The organism is Polynucleobacter sp. JS-Polo-80-F4 (genome assembly GCF_018881965.1).
In the GTDB taxonomy this organism is placed as follows: Bacteria; Pseudomonadota; Gammaproteobacteria; order Burkholderiales; family Burkholderiaceae; genus Polynucleobacter.
In genome coordinates, this window is the sequence record NZ_JACVPI010000001.1 from 752954 (window position 1) to 773556 (window position 20603).

Below are 20603 nucleotides of genomic sequence, written 5' to 3' on the forward strand. Positions count from 1 at the left end.
TAATACCTTAGCTTTTCTTTGTTAAGCCTAAGTTATCTGCAATGGCTAAAACTGCATCAGCCTGATTTAACGAATAAAAATGAATTCCTGGTGCGCCAACGGCTAGAAGCTGGTCACACAGATCCGTGACAACCTCTTCGCCAAACGCACGAATAGAAGCGATGTCATCGCCGTAAGACTGCAGACGCAAACGGATCCAACGTGGAATCTCTGCGCCACATGCATCAGAGAATCTCAACAACTGGCTGCTATTGGTGATCGGCATAATGCCAGCAATGATCGGCTGTGTAACACCCAAGTCATATGCCTCATCAACAAAGCGGAAGTAAGCATCGCTATTGTAAAAATATTGGGTAACGGCAGAGTTTGCACCCGCCTTCATTTTTTGCACAAAGAAATCGACATCGCTAGCAGGTGATTTTGCCTGCGGATGCGTTTCTGGATAAGCGGCTACATCGATATGAAACCAGTCACCCGTTTCTGCGCGAATAAATTCTACTAATTCATTGGCATGATGAAACTCACCATACTGGCCCATACCAGATGGCAAGTCACCGCGCAAAGCCACAATACGCTTCACGCCTAATGCTTGATATTGCTTAAGCATCTCGCGCACGCTTTCACGTGAGCTGCCAACACAAGATAGGTGAGGAGCAACTGCTGCACCAGCAGCATGAATATCGCTCACCACTTTTAATGTGCCAGACTGAGTAGAACCACCGGCACCAAAGGTCACGGAATAAAAAGCTGGCTTGAGCGTTTCAGAAAAACGCTCGCGCACTTGATGCAACTTACTCTCACCTTCAGGTGTTTTTGGAGGAAAGAATTCGACGCTTAATTCCATGATTTTGGGCCTAGGTATCTATTGAACAGTGTTTGGATTAATAACGATAGTGGTCAGCCTTGTAAGGGCCTTGCTTCGTTACGCCAATGTAAGAGGCTTGCTGGTCTGACAACACTGTTAACTCTGCATTGAGAGTCTTGAGCTGTAAACGAGCAACCTTCTCATCCAAATGCTTAGGCAATGTGTAAACACCGACTGGGTATTTATCTGTACCTACTGCATTCCATAATTCAATTTGAGCAATCACTTGGTTTGCAAATGAAGAGCTCATTACGTATGAAGGATGTCCTGTACCGCAACCCAAGTTCACCAAACGACCCTTAGCCAAAATGATGATGCGTTTTTCAGGCTTGCCATTGGCAGCCGGGAAAATCACATGGTCAACTTGCGGCTTGATTTCTTCCCATTTGTATTTCTCAATACCAGCAACATCGATCTCATTATCAAAGTGGCCAATGTTACAAACGATAGCTTGATTCTTCATCTTCGCCATGTGGTCATGTGTAATCACGTGGTAGTTACCAGTTGCAGAAACAAAGATATCTGCTTTATCAGCAGCATAATCCATTGTTACAACACGATAGCCTTCCATTGCAGCTTGCAATGCACAAATTGGATCTACTTCAGTAACCCAAACTTGAGCAGACAAAGCGCGCAAAGCTTGAGCTGAACCTTTACCCACATCGCCGTAGCCACAAACTACTGCAACCTTACCGGCAACCATCACGTCAGTAGCGCGCTTGATCGCATCCACTAAAGACTCGCGGCAACCGTAAAGGTTGTCGAATTTGCTCTTCGTAACGGAGTCATTGACGTTGATTGCAGGGAACTTCAACTCGCCCTTGGCAAACATTTGATACAAGCGATGTACGCCAGTAGTAGTTTCTTCTGTAACGCCCTTAACTTTTTCTAAGCGTGTTGAATACCAAGTTGGGTCTTGCACCAATTTCTTCTTAATGGCTGCAAACAAAATGGTTTCTTCTTCGCTAGTTGGATTACTCAAGCAAGCCTGATCTTTCTCTGCGCGCGCACCAAGGTGCAGCAACAAAGTAGCGTCGCCGCCATCATCCAAAATCATATTGGTAAAGCCACCATCAGCCCACTCAAAAATGCGGTGCGTAAAGTCCCAATACTGCTCAAGTGTTTCGCCCTTGATTGCGAATACTGGTGTGCCGTTCGCAGCAATTGCAGCAGCAGCATGGTCTTGTGTAGAGAAAATATTGCAAGATGCCCATTGAACTTCGGCACCGAGTGCTTCAAGCGTCTCAATCAATACTGCAGTTTGAATGGTCATGTGCAAAGAGCCAGTAATGCGTGCGCCACGCAATGGCTGTTGTGCAGAAAATTCATCACGAATGGCTATCAAGCCAGGCATTTCAGTTTCGGCAATAGCGATTTCTTTACGGCCAAAGTCAGCCAAAGTGATATCAGCAATTGCGCAACGTGTTGCAACAAAGTTATTTAAATCAGAAACGGTATTCATTAATGCTCCAGCTAAATACGATCCAATGCTGGAGTAGAAACTCGCTAGCCATTGAATCATGGGTTAGCGAGCGCGGTTGCAATTAGCAAACTCCGGGGGTAGCCTCAGAATCCACTCCCTTCAAGCCTGGGGAAGTGCTGGGTCACAGCATTCCTTGCAACGCTCCTTGAAGGTATGCCGTAATTGTAAACAATTACGGCATATTTCGCCTCAATACGCCTATAAACTGCGTATTTGCTGCTTACAGGCCTGCTGCAGCACGTAATGCAGCCGCTTTATCTGTTTGCTCCCAAGTAAATTCTGGCTCTTCACGACCAAAGTGGCCATAAGCAGCAGTCTTCTTGTAAATTGGGCGCAAGAGATTCAACATCTTCACGATACCTTTTGGACGCAAGTCAAAGTGCTCAGAAACCAATTGAGCAATCTTCTCATCCGAAATCTTGCCAGTACCAAATGTGCTCACCATCACTGAAGTTGGTTTAGCAACACCAATCGCGTAAGAGATCTGAATTAAGCACTTGCTTGCCAAACCAGCAGCAACCACGTTCTTCGCAACATAGCGACCAGCGTATGCAGCTGAGCGGTCAACCTTAGATGGATCCTTGCCAGAGAAAGCGCCGCCGCCGTGAGGGGCTGCACCACCGTAGGTGTCGACAATTATTTTGCGACCAGTTAAACCGCAATCGCCTTGTGGGCCGCCGATAACGAAACGACCTGTTGGGTTAACCAAGAAGTTAATTGCGCCTTTGATCAAATGCTTGGGCAATACTGGTTTGATGATTTCTTCAATAACTGCTTCGCGCAATTTTTCGAGAGAAATATTTTCATCATGCTGAGTAGACAACACCACAGTATCAATAGAGTCAGGCTTGCCATCCACATAACGCAAGGTCACTTGTGACTTCGCATCAGGGCGCAACCAGTTCAAACGGCCATCACGACGCAGTTGTGATTGACGCTCAACCAAACGGTGTGACAAGTGAATTGGCAAAGGCATAAGCTCTGCAGTTTCATCACAGGCATAACCAAACATAAGGCCTTGGTCGCCAGCGCCTTGATCTAAGCCATCATCATGGGCCTTATCAACCCCTTGAGCAATATCCGGGCTTTGCTTGTCATAAGCGACCAATACTGCGCAACCTTTGTAGTCGATACCGTAATCAGTATTGTCGTAACCGATTTCACGCAAGGTATTACGCGCAACCTGAATGTAGTCAACGTTAGCGTTAGTAGTAATTTCACCAGCCAAAACTACCAAACCGGTATTGCATAAAGTTTCTGCTGCAACACGTGCAGTTGGATCCTGAGCCAGGATGGCATCAAGAATCGAATCAGAAATTTGGTCTGCTACTTTATCGGGATGACCTTCAGAAACGGATTCTGAGGTGAAGAAGTAATCATTTGCCATTGCATATTCCTTTAATAATTAACACGATCATAGGGACAACTCGACGTGCCAGGAACTACAACGGCGACGCTTTAGCAGAATTTATGAATCGCCCTGCAAGTTGCCTTAACTCAGCGATGAAGCAATTTTATCTGAAAAACGCTTAATTCAGCAAGTTGTGCTGAAATCCACACACCGAGAGCGGCATTGAATATCATTAGGGGGTGCGAAAACTCCTTCTAAAGCTCTGCCTGAATACGATTGCCGTGCTTCCCCTTGCGCTAGTGCAGGTCATTGGGGCTTTTTTAGGCATGCTGGCATATATTGGCTCTAAGCAATATCGCTCGCTCTTTCGGCCCCAATACGAAACTGTAGTAAATACACGTGGCTTACCATTCAAGCTATGGGAAGCGGTGAGAGCCTCTGGAATGTTGTTTTCAGACAGCCTGTGGATTTGGCGCAACCCTGCAAAAGCTCTGAAGTTAGTTGAAGTGCAAGACTGGGGTGTAGTCGAAGCTGCAATCGGCGAAGGGCACGGCTTAGTCATGTTGACCCCTCACCTTGGGGGTTTTGAAATCATTCCACGCGTACTTGCCCAACATTTCCCCGCAACGATTCTCTATCGACCATCGCGCCAGGAATGGCTCAATGAAGTGGTGGAAGAGGGTCGCGCTTATCCCAATATGCATTTCGTACCGACCAACCTCAATGGCGTACGCCAAATGACTAGGGCGCTCACACGCGGCGAGGCTATTGGCATTCTTCCGGATCAGGTGCCCAGCGGCGGTGAAGGTGTGTGGGTTCCGTTCTTTGGTCGGCCAGCCTACACTACCCCACTACCGGCTAGGCTGGCTAACCGCAACAACACACCAGTAATCATGTTTACCGCTAAACGCAAAGGCATTGGTCAAGGCTGGCTCATGAAGGCAACTCGTCTTGTGCCTTTATCTGAAGATGCGAGCATTGCTGCCGCAGAATTGAATGTTGCAATTGAAAATGCAGTTCTCATTGCGCCAGAACAATTCATTTGGTCCTACAACCGCTACAAGCATCCTGCCGGCGCAGAATTACCTCCAGGCAATTAAATAAATTCATTATCATTTTTGAAATGACCTGGTTACAAAACCTCTTCAATTTCCTGGCGCTTAGTCTTTTGCGCCTCTTTGCCTTCCTGCCTTATACGATTACGGTCCATGTAGGCTATGGCCTAGGCTGGCTTGCAGCCCATATTCCCAATGGTCGCACTCATGTAGTGAAGACCAATTTACGCCTTTGCTTTCCCAATCTCAACGAAAAGGAAATTGACGATCTCGCAATAGAGCACTGGAAATTATTTGGCCGCAGCGTATTAGAAAGAAGTCGCATCTGGCTGGGTAGCGGCAAACAAATTACCGATATCGTCACCATCAAATCAGCTATCACCCTAGGTGATCGCAAACCGCGTCTACTCATTAATCCACACTTTGTTGGTCTTGAAGGCGGCTTCATGGCGCTGTCAGTATTGGCCAATCAACATGACTGGCCGCGTGGCGCAGGTCTCTACCAAAACATGAAGAACCCCTTCTTCAATCAAAAAATGATTGAGTGGAGAAATCGTTTTGGCGGAAAGTCTATTGAGAGGCAAAGTCGCTTACGTGATCTCATCCGAGAAATTCAAACGGGTAACTTCATCTTTATTGCCCCTGATATTGACTTAGGCCCTCGTGACTCTGTCTTTGTGCCTTTCTTTGGCATCCAAACAAATACCATTACCTCGGTATCTCGCCTTGCCAGGCTGAGCGGGGCTGAAGTATGTCTCATGACAACCACCTTAAATAAAGACCGTAAAGGCTATACCTGCCTCATCAGCGAGCCGTTACCGAACTTTCCTAGTGACGATGTTGAAAAAGATACAGCGCGTTTGAATCAATATATCGAAGAGCTTGTTCGCGAAAGACCAGCAGAGTACTATTGGGTGCATAAGCGCTTTAAACACAGACCCGAAGGCGAACCTAGTCTTTACGATTAAACGGAATCATTTTGAGCATCAACACAAACAATCCAGTGCGCAAGCTACGCTTCACCAAAATGCATGGTGCTGGCAATGATTTCATTGTGCTTAATGGCATAGATCAAGATCTCAGCGGTATTACCCGCGAGCAATGGCAAACATTAGCCCATCGTCAATTTGGAATTGGCGCAGATCAAATTCTCCTGGTTGAAAAGGCGACGCGCCCTGATGCGGACTTTAGATATCGCATCTTCAATGCTGACGGTGGTGAAGTAGAGCAATGCGGTAATGGCTCTCGCTGCTTTGTGCGCTTTGTACTGGATCAAGGTCTGTCCAACAAGAATCCTCTGCGCGTAGAGGTTGCTCACACCGTTCTCACACTCAAGTCTCATGCTGATGGTCAGGTAGAAGTGGATATGGGTGCACCCATTTTTGAGCACAGTCACATTCCATTTAATGCCAATGGCTTAGCAAGCATTCAAGAATTTCAAGAAACACTGTACGCACTTCCACTAAATCATCCTGGGACACATGACAGTTTTGTAGGCGTTCTATCCATGGGCAATCCGCATGCCGTACAGATGGTTGGAGACGTCGATAGTGCGCCCGTGCTTGAAGAGGGCCCTGAAGTTGAAAAGTTTGCAGCGTTTCCGAAAAAAGTAAACGCGGGTTACATGCAAGCCATTAATCGCAATGAAATCAAATTGCGCGTTTTTGAACGTGGTGCCGGGGAAACCTTAGCCTGCGGTACTGGCGCTTGTGCGGCTGCGGTTTCGGGGATTCGTCGCGGCCTTCTGGACTCACCAGTAAAAGTACATACGCGCGGCGGAGATTTACAGATTACTTGGGGCGGCGTAATTGACGGTGTTGTTCAGCCCGTCATCATGACTGGTCCAGCAGTTACCGTCTTCGAAGGCGAAACAACAATCTAAAAGCTGTTGCGCTTAAATTCCGTATTTATCACGGTAGGTTTTAACGGCAGGCAAATAATTGGTGAGTTGAGTATCACTTGACGCCGTCAAGAATGACATTAAGCCAGTTAAGTTCGCGATCGCAATTACTGGCAAACCAAATTCTTGTTCTACAGCCTGCACTGCAGACTGATCTCCAATGTCAACGGCGTTCCCCGACCGCTCCATACGATCCAAAGCAATAAGGACGGCGGACGGCTCTGCACCAGCCCCACGAATCAGATCAACTGATTCTCTTACTGAAGTCCCCGCAGAAATTACATCATCAATAATGACTACCCTGCCTTTGACAGGTGCGCCCACTAGCATCCCACCCTCACCGTGGTCTTTTGCTTCTTTCCGGTTGTAGGCATAAGGCACATTAATACCGCTGTCTGCCAAAGCAATTGCTGTGGCAGCCGCTAAAGTGATGCCTTTATAAGCTGGGCCATAGAGCATGTCGAACTGAACGCCCGACTCTTGCAAAGCTTTGGCATAGTAACGACCCAATGCGCTCAAACGTGCGCCATCATTAAATTCGCCAGCATTAAAGAAATAAGGCGAGAGTCTTCCCGCTTTAGTTTTAAACTCCCCGAAGGACAAAACCTTTGCCTCTAAGGCAAAACGAATAAAGTTATCTTGATTTGAATTATTTGAGCTCATAGGCCTATATGTTACGCATCATTTCCGCGAACCTCAACGGTATCCGTTCTGCAGTCAAAAAAGGCTTTCTGCCATGGGCTGTTAAGCAAAAGGCTGACTTCATTTGCATGCAAGAGCTCAAAGCTCAACGCGATGATCTGGAGGACGCCATCCTCAATCCTGATGGCATGCATGGCTTTTTCCATCATGCTGAAAAAAAGGGCTATAGCGGTTGTGGAATTTATACCCCCCATAAGCCAGATGAGGTCTTGTACGGCTATGGCAATGAAGAGTTTGATGCAGAGGGGCGCTATGTAGAGGCGCGCTTTAAAGGAATTTCTGTGATCTCGGTCTATATGCCCTCAGGCTCCAGCTCTCCTGAGCGACAAGAGGCTAAATACCGCTATCTCGATAGCTTCCTGCCACATCTCGTTTCTCTCAAAAAATCTGGTCGTGAAATCGTTCTATGCGGCGACGTCAATATTGCCCATCAAGAAATTGATTTGAAGAACTGGAAGGGCAATCTGAAAAATTCTGGCTTCTTACCTGAAGAGCGCGCATGGCTGACGAACCTCTTTAGCAAGGTAGGTTACGTGGATGTCTATCGACAACTCGAACCAGAGGCAACTGAAACTTGCTACACCTGGTGGAGCAATCGAGGGCAGGCCTATGCAAAGAATGTTGGATGGCGTATTGACTATCACATCACCACTCCTGGCATTGCTGGTACTGCTCAGAAAACCGCCGTATACAAAGATGAAAAATTTTCAGATCACGCACCACTTACCGTGGATTACGACTGGAAGATTTAACAGGTCACTGGGGCCATTTACTTCGGCTTTACTCGCCTTCTTTTTTGATCTGAACAATTTTGAAATGAATCGTTGCCCAAATAAGAAGTAGAACCGGGGCACCAATGATCGCAGTGCCATAGAAGAATGCTTGGTATCCGAAGTTGTCGACAAATACTCCCGAGAAGCCCGCCAACCACTTGGGTAGGAGCAACATCATGGAACTAAACAAAGCGTACTGTGTTGCTGAGTAGCGGATATTGGTTAATGAGGATAAGAAAGCGATAAAGGCTGCACTGGCAATTCCCGAACTTAAGTTGTCTGCAGATATCACCCAAATCAAACCATGCAAGTCATGTCCTTGGGTGGCCAACCAAGCAAACAACAAATTACTTACTGCTGAGAGGACCGCGCCCACAAATAGAATTCGTAAGACACCAAAGCGCAGTGTGAGCACACCACCAACAAAGGCGCCTACCAAAGTCATCACCACGCCGAATACTTTACTCACTGCAGCCACTTCATCCTTGGTGTAGCCCATGTCGACATAAAACGGGTTGGCCATGATACCCATCACGACATCGCTAATACGATAGACGGCAATTAAAGACAAGATCAATACGGCGTGCCAGCGATAGCGCGTAATAAATTCAGCAAAAGGCTCAACTAGGGTTTGATAAAGCCATGCCTTGGCTGTACGTACTTTAGCTAATTCATATCTTGCCGGCTCTTTACTCAAGAGGGTAGTAATCACACCTACGCCAATAGAAGCTGCCATACAGAGGTAGGCAAATTGCCATGCCCCAGCATCGTAGCCACTGCCCGTTTCAGCACGAGCAGCAAGCCAAAGAACGCCAGCACCAGCCCATATCAATGCCAATCGATAGCCCGTTTGATAAGTAGCCGCCAAGGCTGCTTGATGATCGCTATTGGCCGACTCAATACGAAATGCATCTAAAGCGATATCTTGAGTCGCAGATCCAAAAGCAACCAATAATGCACACCAAACAATAGAGTTGAGTGCAAGCCTAGGATCTAAAGTCGACATGCCAACAAGCCCCAAAATGATGAGCGCTTGAGCAAAGAGTAGCCAGCTGCGGCGGCGGCCAAACAACTTGGTTAGAAGCGGAATCTGTAATCGATCTACCAGTGGTGCCCAAACCCACTTAAAGGCGTAGATCAAACCCACCCAAGTCAAGTAACCAATGGTGCTGCGATCAATGCCAGCCTCACGCAACCAAAAACTGAGAGTGCCAAGAATAAGCAATAAAGGAAGGCCTGCTGAGAAACCCAAGAACAGCATGCGTAAGCAGGGCCATTCGAGATAAACCCGAAAGTCTTGAAGCCAGGACTTCACTACATTGAGTTGTTTGTTAGGCACGACGAATACGGAACAATGCAAGGCTGCCAAAGAGATTTGGCATCAAAGTGACTTGTCGCCCCTCATGCAAGATGCATTGATCGATTACCTTTAGGCCAAGGCTTGATGCCAACTTCTCAAAGTCGGCGACAGTAAGCACACGTACATTTGGTGTGTTGTACCACTGATAAGGCAAGCTTTTAGATACTGGCATGCGTCCAAGACCCACGGCCAAGCGATGCGACCAATGCCCAAAGTTTGGAAAAGAGATGACTGACTCCTTACCCACGCGAACCACTTCACGCAAAATCTTTTCAGTTTGGTGAATAGTTTGCAAAGTTTGTGACAAGACGACCGTATCAAAACTGCTATCTTCAAAGAGCGCTAGGCCGCCCTCTAAATCTTGCTGAATGACATTCAAGCCTTTTTGCACGCAAGAGAGTACGCGAGAATCATCAATCTCAACGCCATAAGCGTGAACCGGTTTTAATTTCTGCAAGAACTCTAAGAAGCTGCCATCGCCACAACCCAGATCTAACACCTGGGTATTTGGTGCAATCCAATTGGCTATGGAAGCAAAGTCAGCGCGCTTAGTGAAATTACTCATGCTTGAGCCTCACGCATTTGCTTAAAGTAAGCTCTAACGAGATTATGGTACCGCTCATCATCTAGCAAGAATGCATCGTGTCCATGCGGCGCATCGATCTCCGCATACGTCACCTGACTCTTATTGCTCAGCAAAGACTGCACAATCTCGCGACTGCGGTCAGGCGGGAAGCGCCAATCAGTTGAAAAACTCACAACCAAAAACTTGGCCTGCACTTCTGCCAGCGCACGATTTAGACTGCCATCGTAACGACGTGCAGGATCAAAATAATCCAGTGCGCGCGTAATCAGTAAATAGGTATTGGCATCAAAGTAGGTGGAAAATTTATCGCCTTGATGACGTAAGTAACTTTCAACCTCAAACTCGACATCAAAACTAAAGCGGTAGTCATTAGATTCACCGTTAGGGCGCTGTAATTCGCGGCCAAACTTTTCCGCCATGTCATCATCAGACAGATAGGTAATGTGACCAACCATACGGGCTAAACGTAAACCGCGTTTTGGAACAACACCGTGCTCGTAGTAGTTGCCACCATGAAAATCAGGGTCAGACAAAATGGCGTTGCGGGCCACTTCATTAAAAGCAATATTTTGTGCGCTTAATCTTGGGGTAGATGCAACCACCACGCAATGATCTATACGCTTTGGAAATTGAATGGCCCAAGCCATAGCCTGCATTCCACCTAAGCTACCGCCCATAACCGCAGCAAACTTCCGTATGCCTAATTTATCGGCCAAACGGGCTTGAGTGTTGACCCAATCCTCTACCGTGATAACAGGAAAGTCGGCACCATATGGCTTGCCAGTATCTGGGTTAATGCTCATCGGACCAGTCGAGCCAAAACAAGAGCCCAAGTTATTTACGCCAATAACAAAAAAGTGGTCGGTATCTACCGGCTTGCCTGGGCCAATCATGTTGTCCCACCAACCGATGTCTTCTGGATTTTCTGGGCTTGGGCCTGCTACGTGATGAGATGCATTGAGGGCATGGCAAACAAGCACAGCATTGCTTTTATCAGCATTGAGCTTGCCGTAGGTTTCAATCACTAAATCGTAGCCAGACAACATAGCGCCACTCTGCAAAGGCAGGGGCTCGGCAAAATGGATGGTATTTCTAGAGAGGTGTAGCTCGCTCATTCTGACAAGAGCAGGCGCAAACTAACATCAGAGGCTTCAGTCGGCAATTTCTTAAAGCCGCTACGGGCAAAGCGATGCCAACGGCCCAACACAAAACTCATCAACATAGCAGCGCGGATGCTGACCTCTTCTTGGCCCAACTGCCCCCAGTTACCGCCTTGGGTTTGGGCAATACGCAGAGCTTGCTTCAGAGATGCTTCAACACGATCTAGTACTTGAGTAATGCGCTCTTGCAGACGATCATCTTCTTGCAACAAAGCATCGCCCAATAAAACACGAGTCATACCAGGGTTCTTCTCGGCAAAGAATAAAAGCATTTGTAAAATGCCACGGGCTTGGGCTAGGCCAGACTCTTCCTTTTGATTAATCTGATTAATCAATCCAAAGACAGTTTGCTCAATAAAAGAAATAAGGCCCTCAAACATCTGCGCCTTACTAGCGAAATGGCGATATAGGGCTGCTTCTGAAACTTCAATCTTGGCCGCTAACGCTGCTGTAGTAACACGCTCAGCCTTAGGATTTTGCAGCATCTCAGCAAGCACTTGCAGAATCTGCAAACGTCGCTCACCTGGACGTGGTCGCTTACGAGCCTTACCAGCGTCAGCGTTGCTGTCGTTGATGTCTGCTGGCTGTAAAGATTCGCGCATGCTTATTTACTTACCCACTTATCTAGAACGGATCATCGTACCGAACGCTTGCTCGGTCAGAATTTCTAACAACAAAGAATGCTCAATGCGGCCATCAATAATGTGCACTGAATTCACACCGCTCTTAGCGGCATCTAATGCAGAAGAAATCTTAGGCAACATACCGCCAGAAATTGTCCCATCGGCAAAGAGCGCATCAATTTCTCGTGCAGTTAAATCTGTCAGCAACTTTCCGTCCTTATCCATCACACCCGGAATATTCGTCATCATGACCAACTTCTCAGCATGCAGAATTTCAGCCATCTTGCCAGCCACCAAATCTGCATTGATGTTGTAGGCCTGACCTTCTGCACTAAAGCCAATAGGAGAAATCACCGGGATAAAGGCGTCGTCCTGCAATGCTTTAACGACTGCAGGGTTAATTGCTTCAATTTCACCAACAAATCCGATATCTATTTTCTTGCCCGGCTCTGTGTCGCTAGGAATCATCATTTTCTTGGCGTGAATCAGCCCGCCGTCTTTGCCAGTCAAGCCAACAGCTTGACCACCAAAGTGGTTAATCAACATCACAATATCTTGCTGGACTTCGCCACCCAGAACCCACTCCACTACTTCCATGGTTTCTTCGTCGGTTACGCGCATACCCTGAATAAAGGTACCAGTTTTGCCGATTTTCTTGAGGGCTTCATCAATCTGTGGACCGCCACCGTGAACCACTACTGGGTTCATGCCAACCAACTTCAACAAAATGACATCACGTGCAAACGACTCTTTCAAGCGCTCCTCAACCATAGCATTTCCACCGTACTTAATCACGATCGTTTTGCCGTGATATGCGCGGATGTAAGGCAAAGCCTCAGCCAGAATCTCTGCCTTCAATAAAGGAGAGATATCACTAATAGTTGGTAAATGCTTAGTCATTGCTACTTAAAATTTATTCGCCAAATAATTTTTGACGGAGTTCACGACGCTCTTGAGCCTCAAGAGATAAATTGGCTGTAGGCCTTGCAATTAAACGGTTCAAGCCAATTGGCTCGCCAGTTTCTTCGCACCAACCGTAATCACCAGATTCGATGCGAGCCAATGCTTGCTCTACTTTTTTAAGCAACTTGCGCTCACGATCACGAGTACGCAATTCCAATGCATGCTCTTCTTCAATCGTTGCACGATCAGCAGGATCAGGCACCAAAATATTTTCACGTAAATGTTCTGTAGTCTCAGAAGCATTTTTCAGAATGTCGTTTTTGAGAGTGAGTAATTTTTGACGGAAAAAATCTAACTGGGCAGCATTCATGTAGTCCTTATCGGACATCTTGAGCAATTCTGCTTCAGTGAGTGGAGCGCCTTTTGCAACTTTAGTGCTCGCAGCTTTGCTACTCGCTTTTGCAGTAGTCGCTGGCTTTGTTGCTGTTTTTACCGTCATTTCATTCTTCCTAGGTTTGAAGCATTATTGCCTCATTCTGCCAAACTTTTACAGCCCTTGAACCAATATTTTTCAATATCCATAATATTGACCGTGGCGGCGGATTGTACCCGAATCTAGCTAGGCCAAACATCCCTCAAGCCCAGCCAATAGGGTGTCCTTAGGCAAATCGATGCCTATGAAGACCATTCGGGTTTGCTTGTGCTCTGTACCCCACGGACCGGCTAAATCGCTGCCCATCATCTGATGAACGCCCTGGAACACTACTTTTCGGCTACTTCCCTTCACATAGAGCACGCCTTTATAGCGCAACATCTTCTCCCCAAAGACCTCTAGAATGCCCCCAAGAAAGTCTTCCAGTTTTTTGTGGTTAAAGGGTTTATCACTACGAAAAACAAAGGATTGAATGCGGTCTGTGTGACCTGCGTGGCCATGGTGATGGTGTTCGTGATCATGACTGTGATCGTGTCCGCAGGTACTGTGATCATGATCGTGGCTATGGTCATGGCCGCAATCCGCATGATCGTGGTCATCCTGCTCTAAGAAATGTGGGTCAATATCGAGCTTCGCATTTAAGTTGAAACCCTTGAGGTCCAAAACAGCGCTCAAAGGCACAACGCCCTTGGAGATCCCCGCAATAGGCGCCCTCGGATTCATATGCATCAGGCGATTGCGCAAAGCATCTACTTCAGCTGGGGTCACCAAATCAGTCTTAGTAATAAAAATTTGATCCGCAAAACCAACCTGGCGTTGAGCCTCTTCATGCTCATTAAGCTGCTGCTGACCGTGCTTGGCATCTACCAAGGTCACCACCGCATCTAAAACATAATGGTCTGCCACATCATCATCCATGAAGAATGTTTGGGCAACCGGACCAGGATTGGCTACACCGGTGGTTTCAATAACGACGCGATCAAAGCTAATCTTTTTATCTTTACGCTGCTCCCAGAGCTCATTCAAAGCATCTACAAGGTCGCCGCGAATGGTGCAGCAAATGCAGCCATTACTCATTTGCACAATATTCTCTTGGTTGTCTTGCACCAAGATGTCGTTATCAATATTTTCTTCGCCGAATTCATTCTCGATCACAGCAATTTTTTTACCGTGTTCTTCAGTCAGAATATGTTTTAGCAAAGTGGTTTTGCCGCTTCCTAAGAAGCCCGTCAAAATCGTTACCGGAATTAATGCCATGGATGTTCCAATCAAAATCTAAAAGCCAAAGTTTCCCAAAGCGGGAAACCTTCTATCTTACCGAGTTCCTCAGCCTTTGCCAGCCTTTGCGCGTGGATGCGCTTTATCGTATGCCTGAGCTAGGTGCTGAAAATCTAGGGATGTATAAATCTGGGTGCTGGCGATACTGGCATGACCCAACATCTCCTGGACGGCACGTAAATCCTGGGAGGATTGCAAAACATGGCTCGCAAAGCTGTGGCGCATCATATGAGGGTGCACATGGGTAGGTAGACCAGCACGCATAGCCAAAGTACGCAGTCTTGCTTGCACAGTGCGCGGTGACAAACGCTTGCCGGTTGCAGATAAAAACAAGGCGATGGATTCTTCTGAGTAATCTCCAGCATCCCGCATCTCTCGCCATGCAGCCAGTGATTTCATTGCTGGCACACCCACCGGCACTGAGCGTCGCTTGCCGCCCTTACCCAAAACCGTTACTTCAGCAGAATCCCAATCCAACCATCCAGCAGACTCATGCTGGCGATCTTTGCTTTGCATCACATCGATCCCCAAAAGCTCTGAAAGACGTAAACCCGAGGAGTAGAGCAAATCAATAATCGCAGCATCCCGGATTGATTCCAAATCTTTCTTTTCTTCAGCCTCTTTGACCGCCTGATTTACCAAGGAAAGTGCCTGCTCAACGGATAAGGCTTTAGGCAAAGACTTCAAACGCTTTGGCGCCTTAACGTCATCGACTGGGTTGGCCACTAAGTTGCTAGTTACCTTGCCAGCGCGTGCATCGCGTCTTGCATCTTTTTCGGTAAGCCAGTCGTACCAACCGCGCCATGCAGAGAGCGCCCTTGCAATACTTCTGGAGGATTGCCCCTTGGAATGCAAACGCCCGGCCCAACGACGTACATGGCCATTGCTAACTTTTAGCAGCTCAATTGAATCTTCGAGGGCAAAATTTTGGAGGTCACTCAAATCCATACCGTACGCTTTGAGCGTATGCGGCGAGAGTTGACGCAGTACATGCAGCTCATGCAAATACTCTTGCATGAGCGGATCGAGATCAGTCGACTTTAATTTCATAAGCCTGGATACGATCCAAAGCTGCAGCGGTTAATTCAGCAATTTGACGCAAGTAGAAGGCGCCCATATCGGCTGTAAAGCGAGACTCATCCTTACTTGCAAGCAACAACACTGCTGGCGATTGATTGGCGCCAATGCTCTTACCTAAAGGCAGGCCAATTGCCACCATACTTTGCCATTCAGAATCAATGGTTGTTTGACTTGCTAATAGATCCACGCTAGCAGCTGCCAACTCTTTGGCTGAGCCACATAAAGGCGTATCCACCCAAGGGCCAAACGCAGAATTAGGCGATAACAATTGCGCAGACTCCACCTCAAATACTTCAGCCAAGCCAGCTGTGATTGCGGCTTCTACGTCAGCTTTATTGTTGGCCTTCATTAAACGCAGCAACCAAGCGACCAAACTTTGTTGGGTTTTATCGTTACGGCTACCAAAGTGCAGCATCTCACTTAAGCGACGATTGAGCTCTTGATTTTGTGTTCGCAATACCGTCATCTGACGTTCTTGCAAAGAAATCGCGCGATCCTCATGTGGGTGCTTAATCCGAATCTCATTAAAAAGATCGGCGTAGCGCTCAAAGAAGCCCGGGGTTGCACGTAACCACTCTGCAACTAATTCTTCTTGCTCGGCTTGCTTTGGATCAATTGCGCTCATGTATCTCTTTCTAAATATGTTCTTTGATTAACCAAGCTTTTTACGCAAGAGCTCATTGACCTGACCAGGATTTGCTTTGCCTTGAGAAGCTTTCATAATTTGGCCAACAAGGGCGTTGAATGCCTTCTCTTTGCCAGAGCGGAATTCCTCAACGGATTTCTGGTTAGCCGCCAAGACTTGATCGATGATGGCTTCAATTGCGCCGCTATCACTAATTTGCTTCAATCCTTTGGCATCAATGATCTGATCAACTGTACTGATGACCTTACCTGCAATAGCCTCTTCCCAAAGAATGGCAAAGATATCTTTTGCAATCTTGTTAGATATAGTCCCATCGGCTACGCGCGTCAGTAATGGCGCCAAATGGTCGGCCTTTAACGGCGCATCTGCAACTGCAATGCCCGCACGATTTACAGAGGAGGCAAATTCACCGGCAATTAAATTAGCGGCTGCTTTTGCTAATGGCTTGCCTACGATTGCTAACAGCTCTTCAAATACTTTTGCAGTATCGCGGTCTTGCGTAAGCAACTGTGCATCGTATGCGCTTAAACCAAATTCACTTTGCCACTGCTCACGCAGCTGGGCCGGCAGTGCAGGCATCTTGCTACGTACATCTGCAATCCATGCGTCATCGATCACTACTGGCAATAAATCGGGATCCGGGAAGTAGCGATAGTCATTAGCATCTTCTTTGCTGCGCATGCTGCGCGTTTCACCACGATCAGGGTCATATAAGCGCGTCTCCTGAACAACGATGCCACCATCTTCAATGAGTTCGATTTGACGACGCACTTCATATTGAATGGCTTCCTCTAAGAAGCGGAAAGAGTTTAAGTTTTTGATTTCGCAACGGGTGCCAAATTCAGCCTGACCTTTGGGGCGAACTGAAACGTTCGCATCGCAACGGAAAGAGCCCTCTTGCATATTGCCGTCACAAACTCCCAGCCACACCACCAGGCTATGTAAAGCCTTGGCATAGGCAACGGCCTCAGCAGCACTACGCATCACTGGCTCAGTAACGATCTCGAGGAGTGGCGTACCAGCACGATTTAAATCGATACCGCTAGATGGTTCGCCATGAGGGCCCGTAAAACCCTCCTCATGGACCGACTTACCAGCATCTTCTTCCATGTGGGCGCGTGTGAGCTCAACTACCTTCACTTCGTCGCCCACCAAGATTTCAAGATGACCGCCAACAACGACTGGAATTTCCATCTGGCTGATTTGATAACCCTTAGGTAGATCAGGATAGAAATAGTTCTTGCGGGCAAAGATGCTCGCTGGCGAAATCTTTGCATTTACTGCTAAACCAAAACGAATCGCATGCTCCACTGCTTGACGATTTAGCACCGGCAATACTCCTGGCAACGCTAGATCCACTGCACATGCTTGTGTATTTGGCGCTGCGCCAAATCGTGTGCTTGCGCCACTAAAAATCTTGGATTGGGTTTGTAACTGCGCGTGGGTCTCTAGACCAATAACGACTTCCCATTGCATCATGCCACCTCGCTTGCTTGACGCAAATGCCAATCACTGGCTTGCTGATATTGATGGGCGACCTGTAATAAGCGCGCCTCAGAAAAATAATTGCCAATTAACTGCATACCGATAGGTAGGTTGTTTGCATTAAATCCGCACGGCACACTCATCGCAGGCAAGCCGGCTAAGTTCGTTGAGAGCGTATAAATATCTTCTAAATACATTTGCACCGGATCTTTTGACTTCTCACCTAAACGCCAGGCCACATCAGGGGCTACAGGGCCGAGGATGACATCGCATTGATTAAATGCAGCTTGAAAATCCGCCGCAATGATGCGACGAATCTTTTGTGCCTGAAGATAGTAAGCGTCGTAGTAACCATGGCACAGAACATATGTGCCAATCATGATGCGGCGCTTCACTTCTGCACCAAAACCTTCAGTGCGTGACTTGGCATACATATCATTGAGATCACGATATTCATTGGCGCGATACCCATAACGCACACCATCAAAGCGGCTCAAGTTACTCGATGCTTCTGCTGGAGCTAAAACGTAATACACCGGAATGGATAACTTCGTTTTTGGCAAACTCACTTCAATTAATGTTGCGCCCAAATTTTCTAACTGCTTCGCTGCCTCGTTAACGGATTTCGCAATATCACTCGCCAATCCCTCAGCAAAAAATTCTTTTGGTAAACCAACACGTAAACCTTCTAATGGTTTTGCAGCGTTTGCATTACCTTCTTTCCAATTCTGATTGAGATAGCGGCCATAGTCTTCGCCTGAATCGGCCAATGAGGTGGAATCACGTGGATCATGTGAAGACATGGCGGATAGCAACAAGGCGCAGTCTTCAGCAGTCTTGCCCATAGGACCTGCTTGATCAAGCGAAGAGGCATAGGCAATCATGCCGTAGCGTGACACGCGCCCATAACTGGGCTTAATTCCAGTTAAGCCGCAAAAAGCCGCAGGCTGACGAATTGAGCCGCCCGTATCGGTACCAGTAGCGATAGGAGCTAGCCCTGCAGCAACGGCTGCTGCTGAACCACCAGAGGAACCGCCGGCTACGTGAGCAGCATTCCAGGGGTTTAGAACTGGCCCAAAGGCAGAGTTTTCGTTGGAGGAGCCCATGGCGAATTCATCCATATTGGTTTTACCCAAACAGACCATTCCAGCCCCATGGGGATTGTTTTCATCAGGAATTCCCAGATTGGCGACCACGGTGGCATCGAAAGGGCTCTGGTATCCAGACAAGATTTTGGAGGCTGCTGTCGACTTCCAGCCGCGCGTTACGAAGACATCTTTGTGGGCTACCGGGATACCAGTTAACTTACCAGCTTTTCCAGAAGCAATGAGCTTATCTGCTTTATTTGCTTGCTCTAAGCTTAAGTGAGCATTCACATCAAGATATGCATTCCACTGTTTTCCAGCCTCAATACGGTCTAAAAAGTACTGGGTTAACTCGGTGCTGGAAACCTCTTTAGCAGCAAGCGCTTTTGCCATTAAGGCGATGGGGGTGTTGTGCCAACTCATTCGATCACCCTTGGCACCAAGAAATAGCCGTCGTGCTCTGCAGGGGCTGATTGCATGTTTTCAGCACGATGATCCGACTCGGTAACCTGGTCAACACGCATGGGTTGTGCCAAATCACGCAAAAAGAGGATTGGGTGTGCCAAAGGCTCAAGACCAGTTGTATCAACGGCCTGCATTTCCTCAACCAAGGAAAAAATAGCCTGCAATTGAGGCAAAACTGCCTCTGCTTCTGCCTGATTTAATTCAAGCCTAGATAGGTGCGCAATGCGCTGGACATCATCAAGTTTCATGGGACGAGAGTATCATTCCTATATATTTTCATTAACACTTTCTATTTTCCCACTACATCATGTTTGGTTTTTTCCGCAGCTACTTTTCTAATGACCTAGCAATCGACCTAGGAACCGCCAACACCTTAATTTATATGCGTGAGCGGGGCATTGTCCTTGATGAACCTTCTGTTGTGGCAATTCGCCAAGAAGGTGGTCCAAACGGCAAAAAGACCATTTTGGCCGTCGGAAAAGAGGCAAAAGCGATGTTGGGTCGTGTTCCGGGGAATATTGAGGCAATCCGCCCAATGAAAGACGGTGTGATCGCCGACTTCACAATTACCGAACAAATGCTCAAGCAATTTATCAAGCTTGTGCACGAAAGCAAATTATTAAAACCAAGCCCACGCATCATCATTTGCGTTCCATGTGGATCTACTCAAGTTGAGCGTCGCGCGATTCGCGAATCCGCATTAGGCGCTGGTGCATCGCAAGTATTTTTGATTGAAGAACCAATGGCAGCTGCAATTGGTTCTGGCTTGCCAGTTTCTGAAGCTGCTGGCTCGATGGTTGTAGACATTGGCGGCGGCACAACTGAAGTTGGCGTGATGTCATTAGGCGGCATGGTTTACAAAGGCTCTGTTCGTGTTGGTGGCGACAAATTTGATGAAGCGATTACCAATTACATTCGTCGTAACTACGGCATGTTGATTGGCGAACAAACTGCTGAGTTAATTAAGAAAACAATTGGCTCTGCTTTCCCTGGTGCCGAAGTGCGTGAGATGGAAGTAAAAGGTCGCAATCTTTCTGAAGGCATTCCACGTAGCTTCACTGTTACTAGCAATGAAATTCTGGAAGCGTTGACTGATCCATTGAATCAAATTGTGACTGCAGTAAAAGCAGCTCTAGAGCAGATTCCACCTGAGTTGGCGTCCGACATTGCTGAGCGCGGCATGATGCTCACAGGCGGCGGCGCCTTATTGCGCGACCTTGATCGCCTCTTGCTAGAAGAAACTGGTTTACCGATTCATGTTGCTGAAGATCCATTAACTTGTGTGGCTCGTGGTTGCGGTATCGCACTTGAGCGCATGGATAAGTTAGGCGGAGTGTTCTCGCACGAGTAAGCGACATACACGTCGAACA

At 47.4% G+C, this 20603-nt stretch carries 21 protein-coding genes and 1 riboswitch; of the genes, 5 read left to right on the forward strand and 16 right to left on the reverse strand.

Features of this window, described 5'->3' with window-relative positions; genetic code table 11:
* Positions 1-7 precede the first annotated feature (7 nt).
* The 3 genes from metF to metK all read right to left on the reverse strand — a co-directional run bounded on the left by metF (position 8) and on the right by metK (position 3735).
* On the reverse strand, positions 8-844 hold the full coding sequence (metF, locus tag ICN20_RS03740; protein ID WP_216238162.1) for a methylenetetrahydrofolate reductase [NAD(P)H]: 837 nt from the start codon (positions 842-844) through the stop codon (positions 8-10).
* Positions 845-881: 37 nt separating this feature from the next.
* On the reverse strand, positions 882-2327 hold the full coding sequence (gene ahcY / locus ICN20_RS03745; RefSeq protein WP_216238163.1) for an adenosylhomocysteinase: 1446 nt from the start codon (positions 2325-2327) through the stop codon (positions 882-884).
* Between the two features lie 61 nt (positions 2328-2388).
* Positions 2389-2501, reverse strand: a riboswitch (S-adenosyl-L-homocysteine riboswitch).
* Positions 2502-2568: 67 nt separating this feature from the next.
* Positions 2569-3735 carry a methionine adenosyltransferase gene (gene metK, locus ICN20_RS03750; RefSeq protein WP_216152593.1) on the reverse strand — a complete coding sequence of 389 codons (1167 nt, stop codon included), beginning with the start codon at positions 3733-3735 and terminating at the stop codon, positions 2569-2571.
* 203 nt (positions 3736-3938) lie between these two features.
* Between metK and ICN20_RS03755 the strand changes: the two genes are divergently transcribed.
* Genes ICN20_RS03755 through dapF form a run of 3 tightly spaced genes read left to right on the forward strand, consistent with a single transcriptional unit; the run spans position 3939 to position 6636 of the window.
* A complete protein-coding gene (locus ICN20_RS03755; protein WP_216238164.1) occupies positions 3939-4799 on the forward strand; it encodes a lysophospholipid acyltransferase family protein in 861 nt (286 codons plus the stop codon).
* Between the two features lie 23 nt (positions 4800-4822).
* On the forward strand, positions 4823-5722 hold the full coding sequence (locus ICN20_RS03760; protein WP_216238165.1) for a lipid A biosynthesis acyltransferase: 900 nt from the start codon (positions 4823-4825) through the stop codon (positions 5720-5722).
* A gap of 59 nt (positions 5723-5781) precedes the next feature.
* Complete coding sequence (gene dapF / locus ICN20_RS03765; protein ID WP_216240216.1) at positions 5782-6636, forward strand: diaminopimelate epimerase; 855 nt, start codon at positions 5782-5784, stop codon at positions 6634-6636.
* Positions 6637-6648: 12 nt separating this feature from the next.
* Here the strand turns inward: dapF and pyrE are convergent, their stop codons facing one another.
* Complete coding sequence (pyrE, locus tag ICN20_RS03770; protein WP_216238166.1) at positions 6649-7317, reverse strand: orotate phosphoribosyltransferase; 669 nt, start codon at positions 7315-7317, stop codon at positions 6649-6651.
* Between the two features lie 8 nt (positions 7318-7325).
* On the opposite strand from pyrE, the gene ICN20_RS03775 reads away from it, so the two are divergent.
* Positions 7326-8108 carry an exodeoxyribonuclease III gene (locus ICN20_RS03775; RefSeq protein ID WP_216238167.1) on the forward strand — a complete coding sequence of 261 codons (783 nt, stop codon included), beginning with the start codon at positions 7326-7328 and terminating at the stop codon, positions 8106-8108.
* Between the two features lie 28 nt (positions 8109-8136).
* On the opposite strand, the gene ICN20_RS03780 is transcribed toward ICN20_RS03775, so the two are convergent.
* The 12 genes from ICN20_RS03780 to gatC form a co-directional block, all read right to left on the reverse strand.
* Positions 8137-9468 carry an MFS transporter gene (locus ICN20_RS03780; protein ID WP_216238168.1) on the reverse strand — a complete coding sequence of 444 codons (1332 nt, stop codon included), beginning with the start codon at positions 9466-9468 and terminating at the stop codon, positions 8137-8139.
* A complete protein-coding gene (metW, locus tag ICN20_RS03785) occupies positions 9461-10054 on the reverse strand; it encodes a methionine biosynthesis protein MetW (RefSeq protein WP_216226677.1) in 594 nt (197 codons plus the stop codon). The genes ICN20_RS03780 and metW overlap by 8 nt, the downstream gene beginning before the upstream one ends.
* A complete protein-coding gene (locus ICN20_RS03790) occupies positions 10051-11190 on the reverse strand; it encodes a homoserine O-acetyltransferase (RefSeq protein ID WP_216238169.1) in 1140 nt (379 codons plus the stop codon). Before ICN20_RS03790 ends, metW begins: the two co-directional genes overlap by 4 nt.
* Positions 11187-11837: a nucleoid occlusion factor SlmA gene (slmA, locus tag ICN20_RS03795; RefSeq protein ID WP_216238170.1), complete on the reverse strand. Its 651-nt coding sequence runs from the start codon at positions 11835-11837 to the stop codon at positions 11187-11189. Before slmA ends, ICN20_RS03790 begins: the two co-directional genes overlap by 4 nt.
* Before the next feature lie 18 nt (positions 11838-11855).
* Positions 11856-12758: an acetylglutamate kinase gene (gene argB, locus ICN20_RS03800; protein WP_072582606.1), complete on the reverse strand. Its 903-nt coding sequence runs from the start codon at positions 12756-12758 to the stop codon at positions 11856-11858.
* Positions 12759-12771: 13 nt separating this feature from the next.
* A complete protein-coding gene (gene dksA, locus ICN20_RS03805; protein WP_216240218.1) occupies positions 12772-13149 on the reverse strand; it encodes an RNA polymerase-binding protein DksA in 378 nt (125 codons plus the stop codon).
* Between the two features lie 231 nt (positions 13150-13380).
* Positions 13381-14451 carry a GTP-binding protein gene (locus ICN20_RS03810; RefSeq protein WP_216238171.1) on the reverse strand — a complete coding sequence of 357 codons (1071 nt, stop codon included), beginning with the start codon at positions 14449-14451 and terminating at the stop codon, positions 13381-13383.
* A gap of 69 nt (positions 14452-14520) precedes the next feature.
* Positions 14521-15522: a tyrosine recombinase XerC gene (locus ICN20_RS03815; protein WP_216238172.1), complete on the reverse strand. Its 1002-nt coding sequence runs from the start codon at positions 15520-15522 to the stop codon at positions 14521-14523.
* Entirely contained in the window at positions 15503-16177 is a 675-nt protein-coding gene (locus ICN20_RS03820; protein WP_216238173.1) for a DUF484 family protein, read from the reverse strand. Before ICN20_RS03820 ends, ICN20_RS03815 begins: the two co-directional genes overlap by 20 nt.
* A 27-nt stretch (positions 16178-16204) precedes the next feature.
* A complete protein-coding gene (gatB, locus tag ICN20_RS03825) occupies positions 16205-17674 on the reverse strand; it encodes an Asp-tRNA(Asn)/Glu-tRNA(Gln) amidotransferase subunit GatB (protein WP_216240227.1) in 1470 nt (489 codons plus the stop codon).
* Complete coding sequence (gene gatA, locus ICN20_RS03830) at positions 17674-19191, reverse strand: Asp-tRNA(Asn)/Glu-tRNA(Gln) amidotransferase subunit GatA (RefSeq protein WP_216238174.1); 1518 nt, start codon at positions 19189-19191, stop codon at positions 17674-17676. Before gatA ends, gatB begins: the two co-directional genes overlap by 1 nt.
* Positions 19188-19481 carry an Asp-tRNA(Asn)/Glu-tRNA(Gln) amidotransferase subunit GatC gene (gene gatC / locus ICN20_RS03835; RefSeq protein WP_216238175.1) on the reverse strand — a complete coding sequence of 98 codons (294 nt, stop codon included), beginning with the start codon at positions 19479-19481 and terminating at the stop codon, positions 19188-19190. The genes gatA and gatC overlap by 4 nt, the downstream gene beginning before the upstream one ends.
* A 59-nt stretch (positions 19482-19540) precedes the next feature.
* Between gatC and ICN20_RS03840 the strand changes: the two genes are divergently transcribed.
* The gene (locus ICN20_RS03840; protein WP_068319852.1) at positions 19541-20584 is read left to right on the forward strand and encodes a rod shape-determining protein; all 1044 of its coding nucleotides are present in this window, start codon (positions 19541-19543) and stop codon (positions 20582-20584) included.
* The last annotated feature ends 19 nt before the right edge of the window (positions 20585-20603 follow it).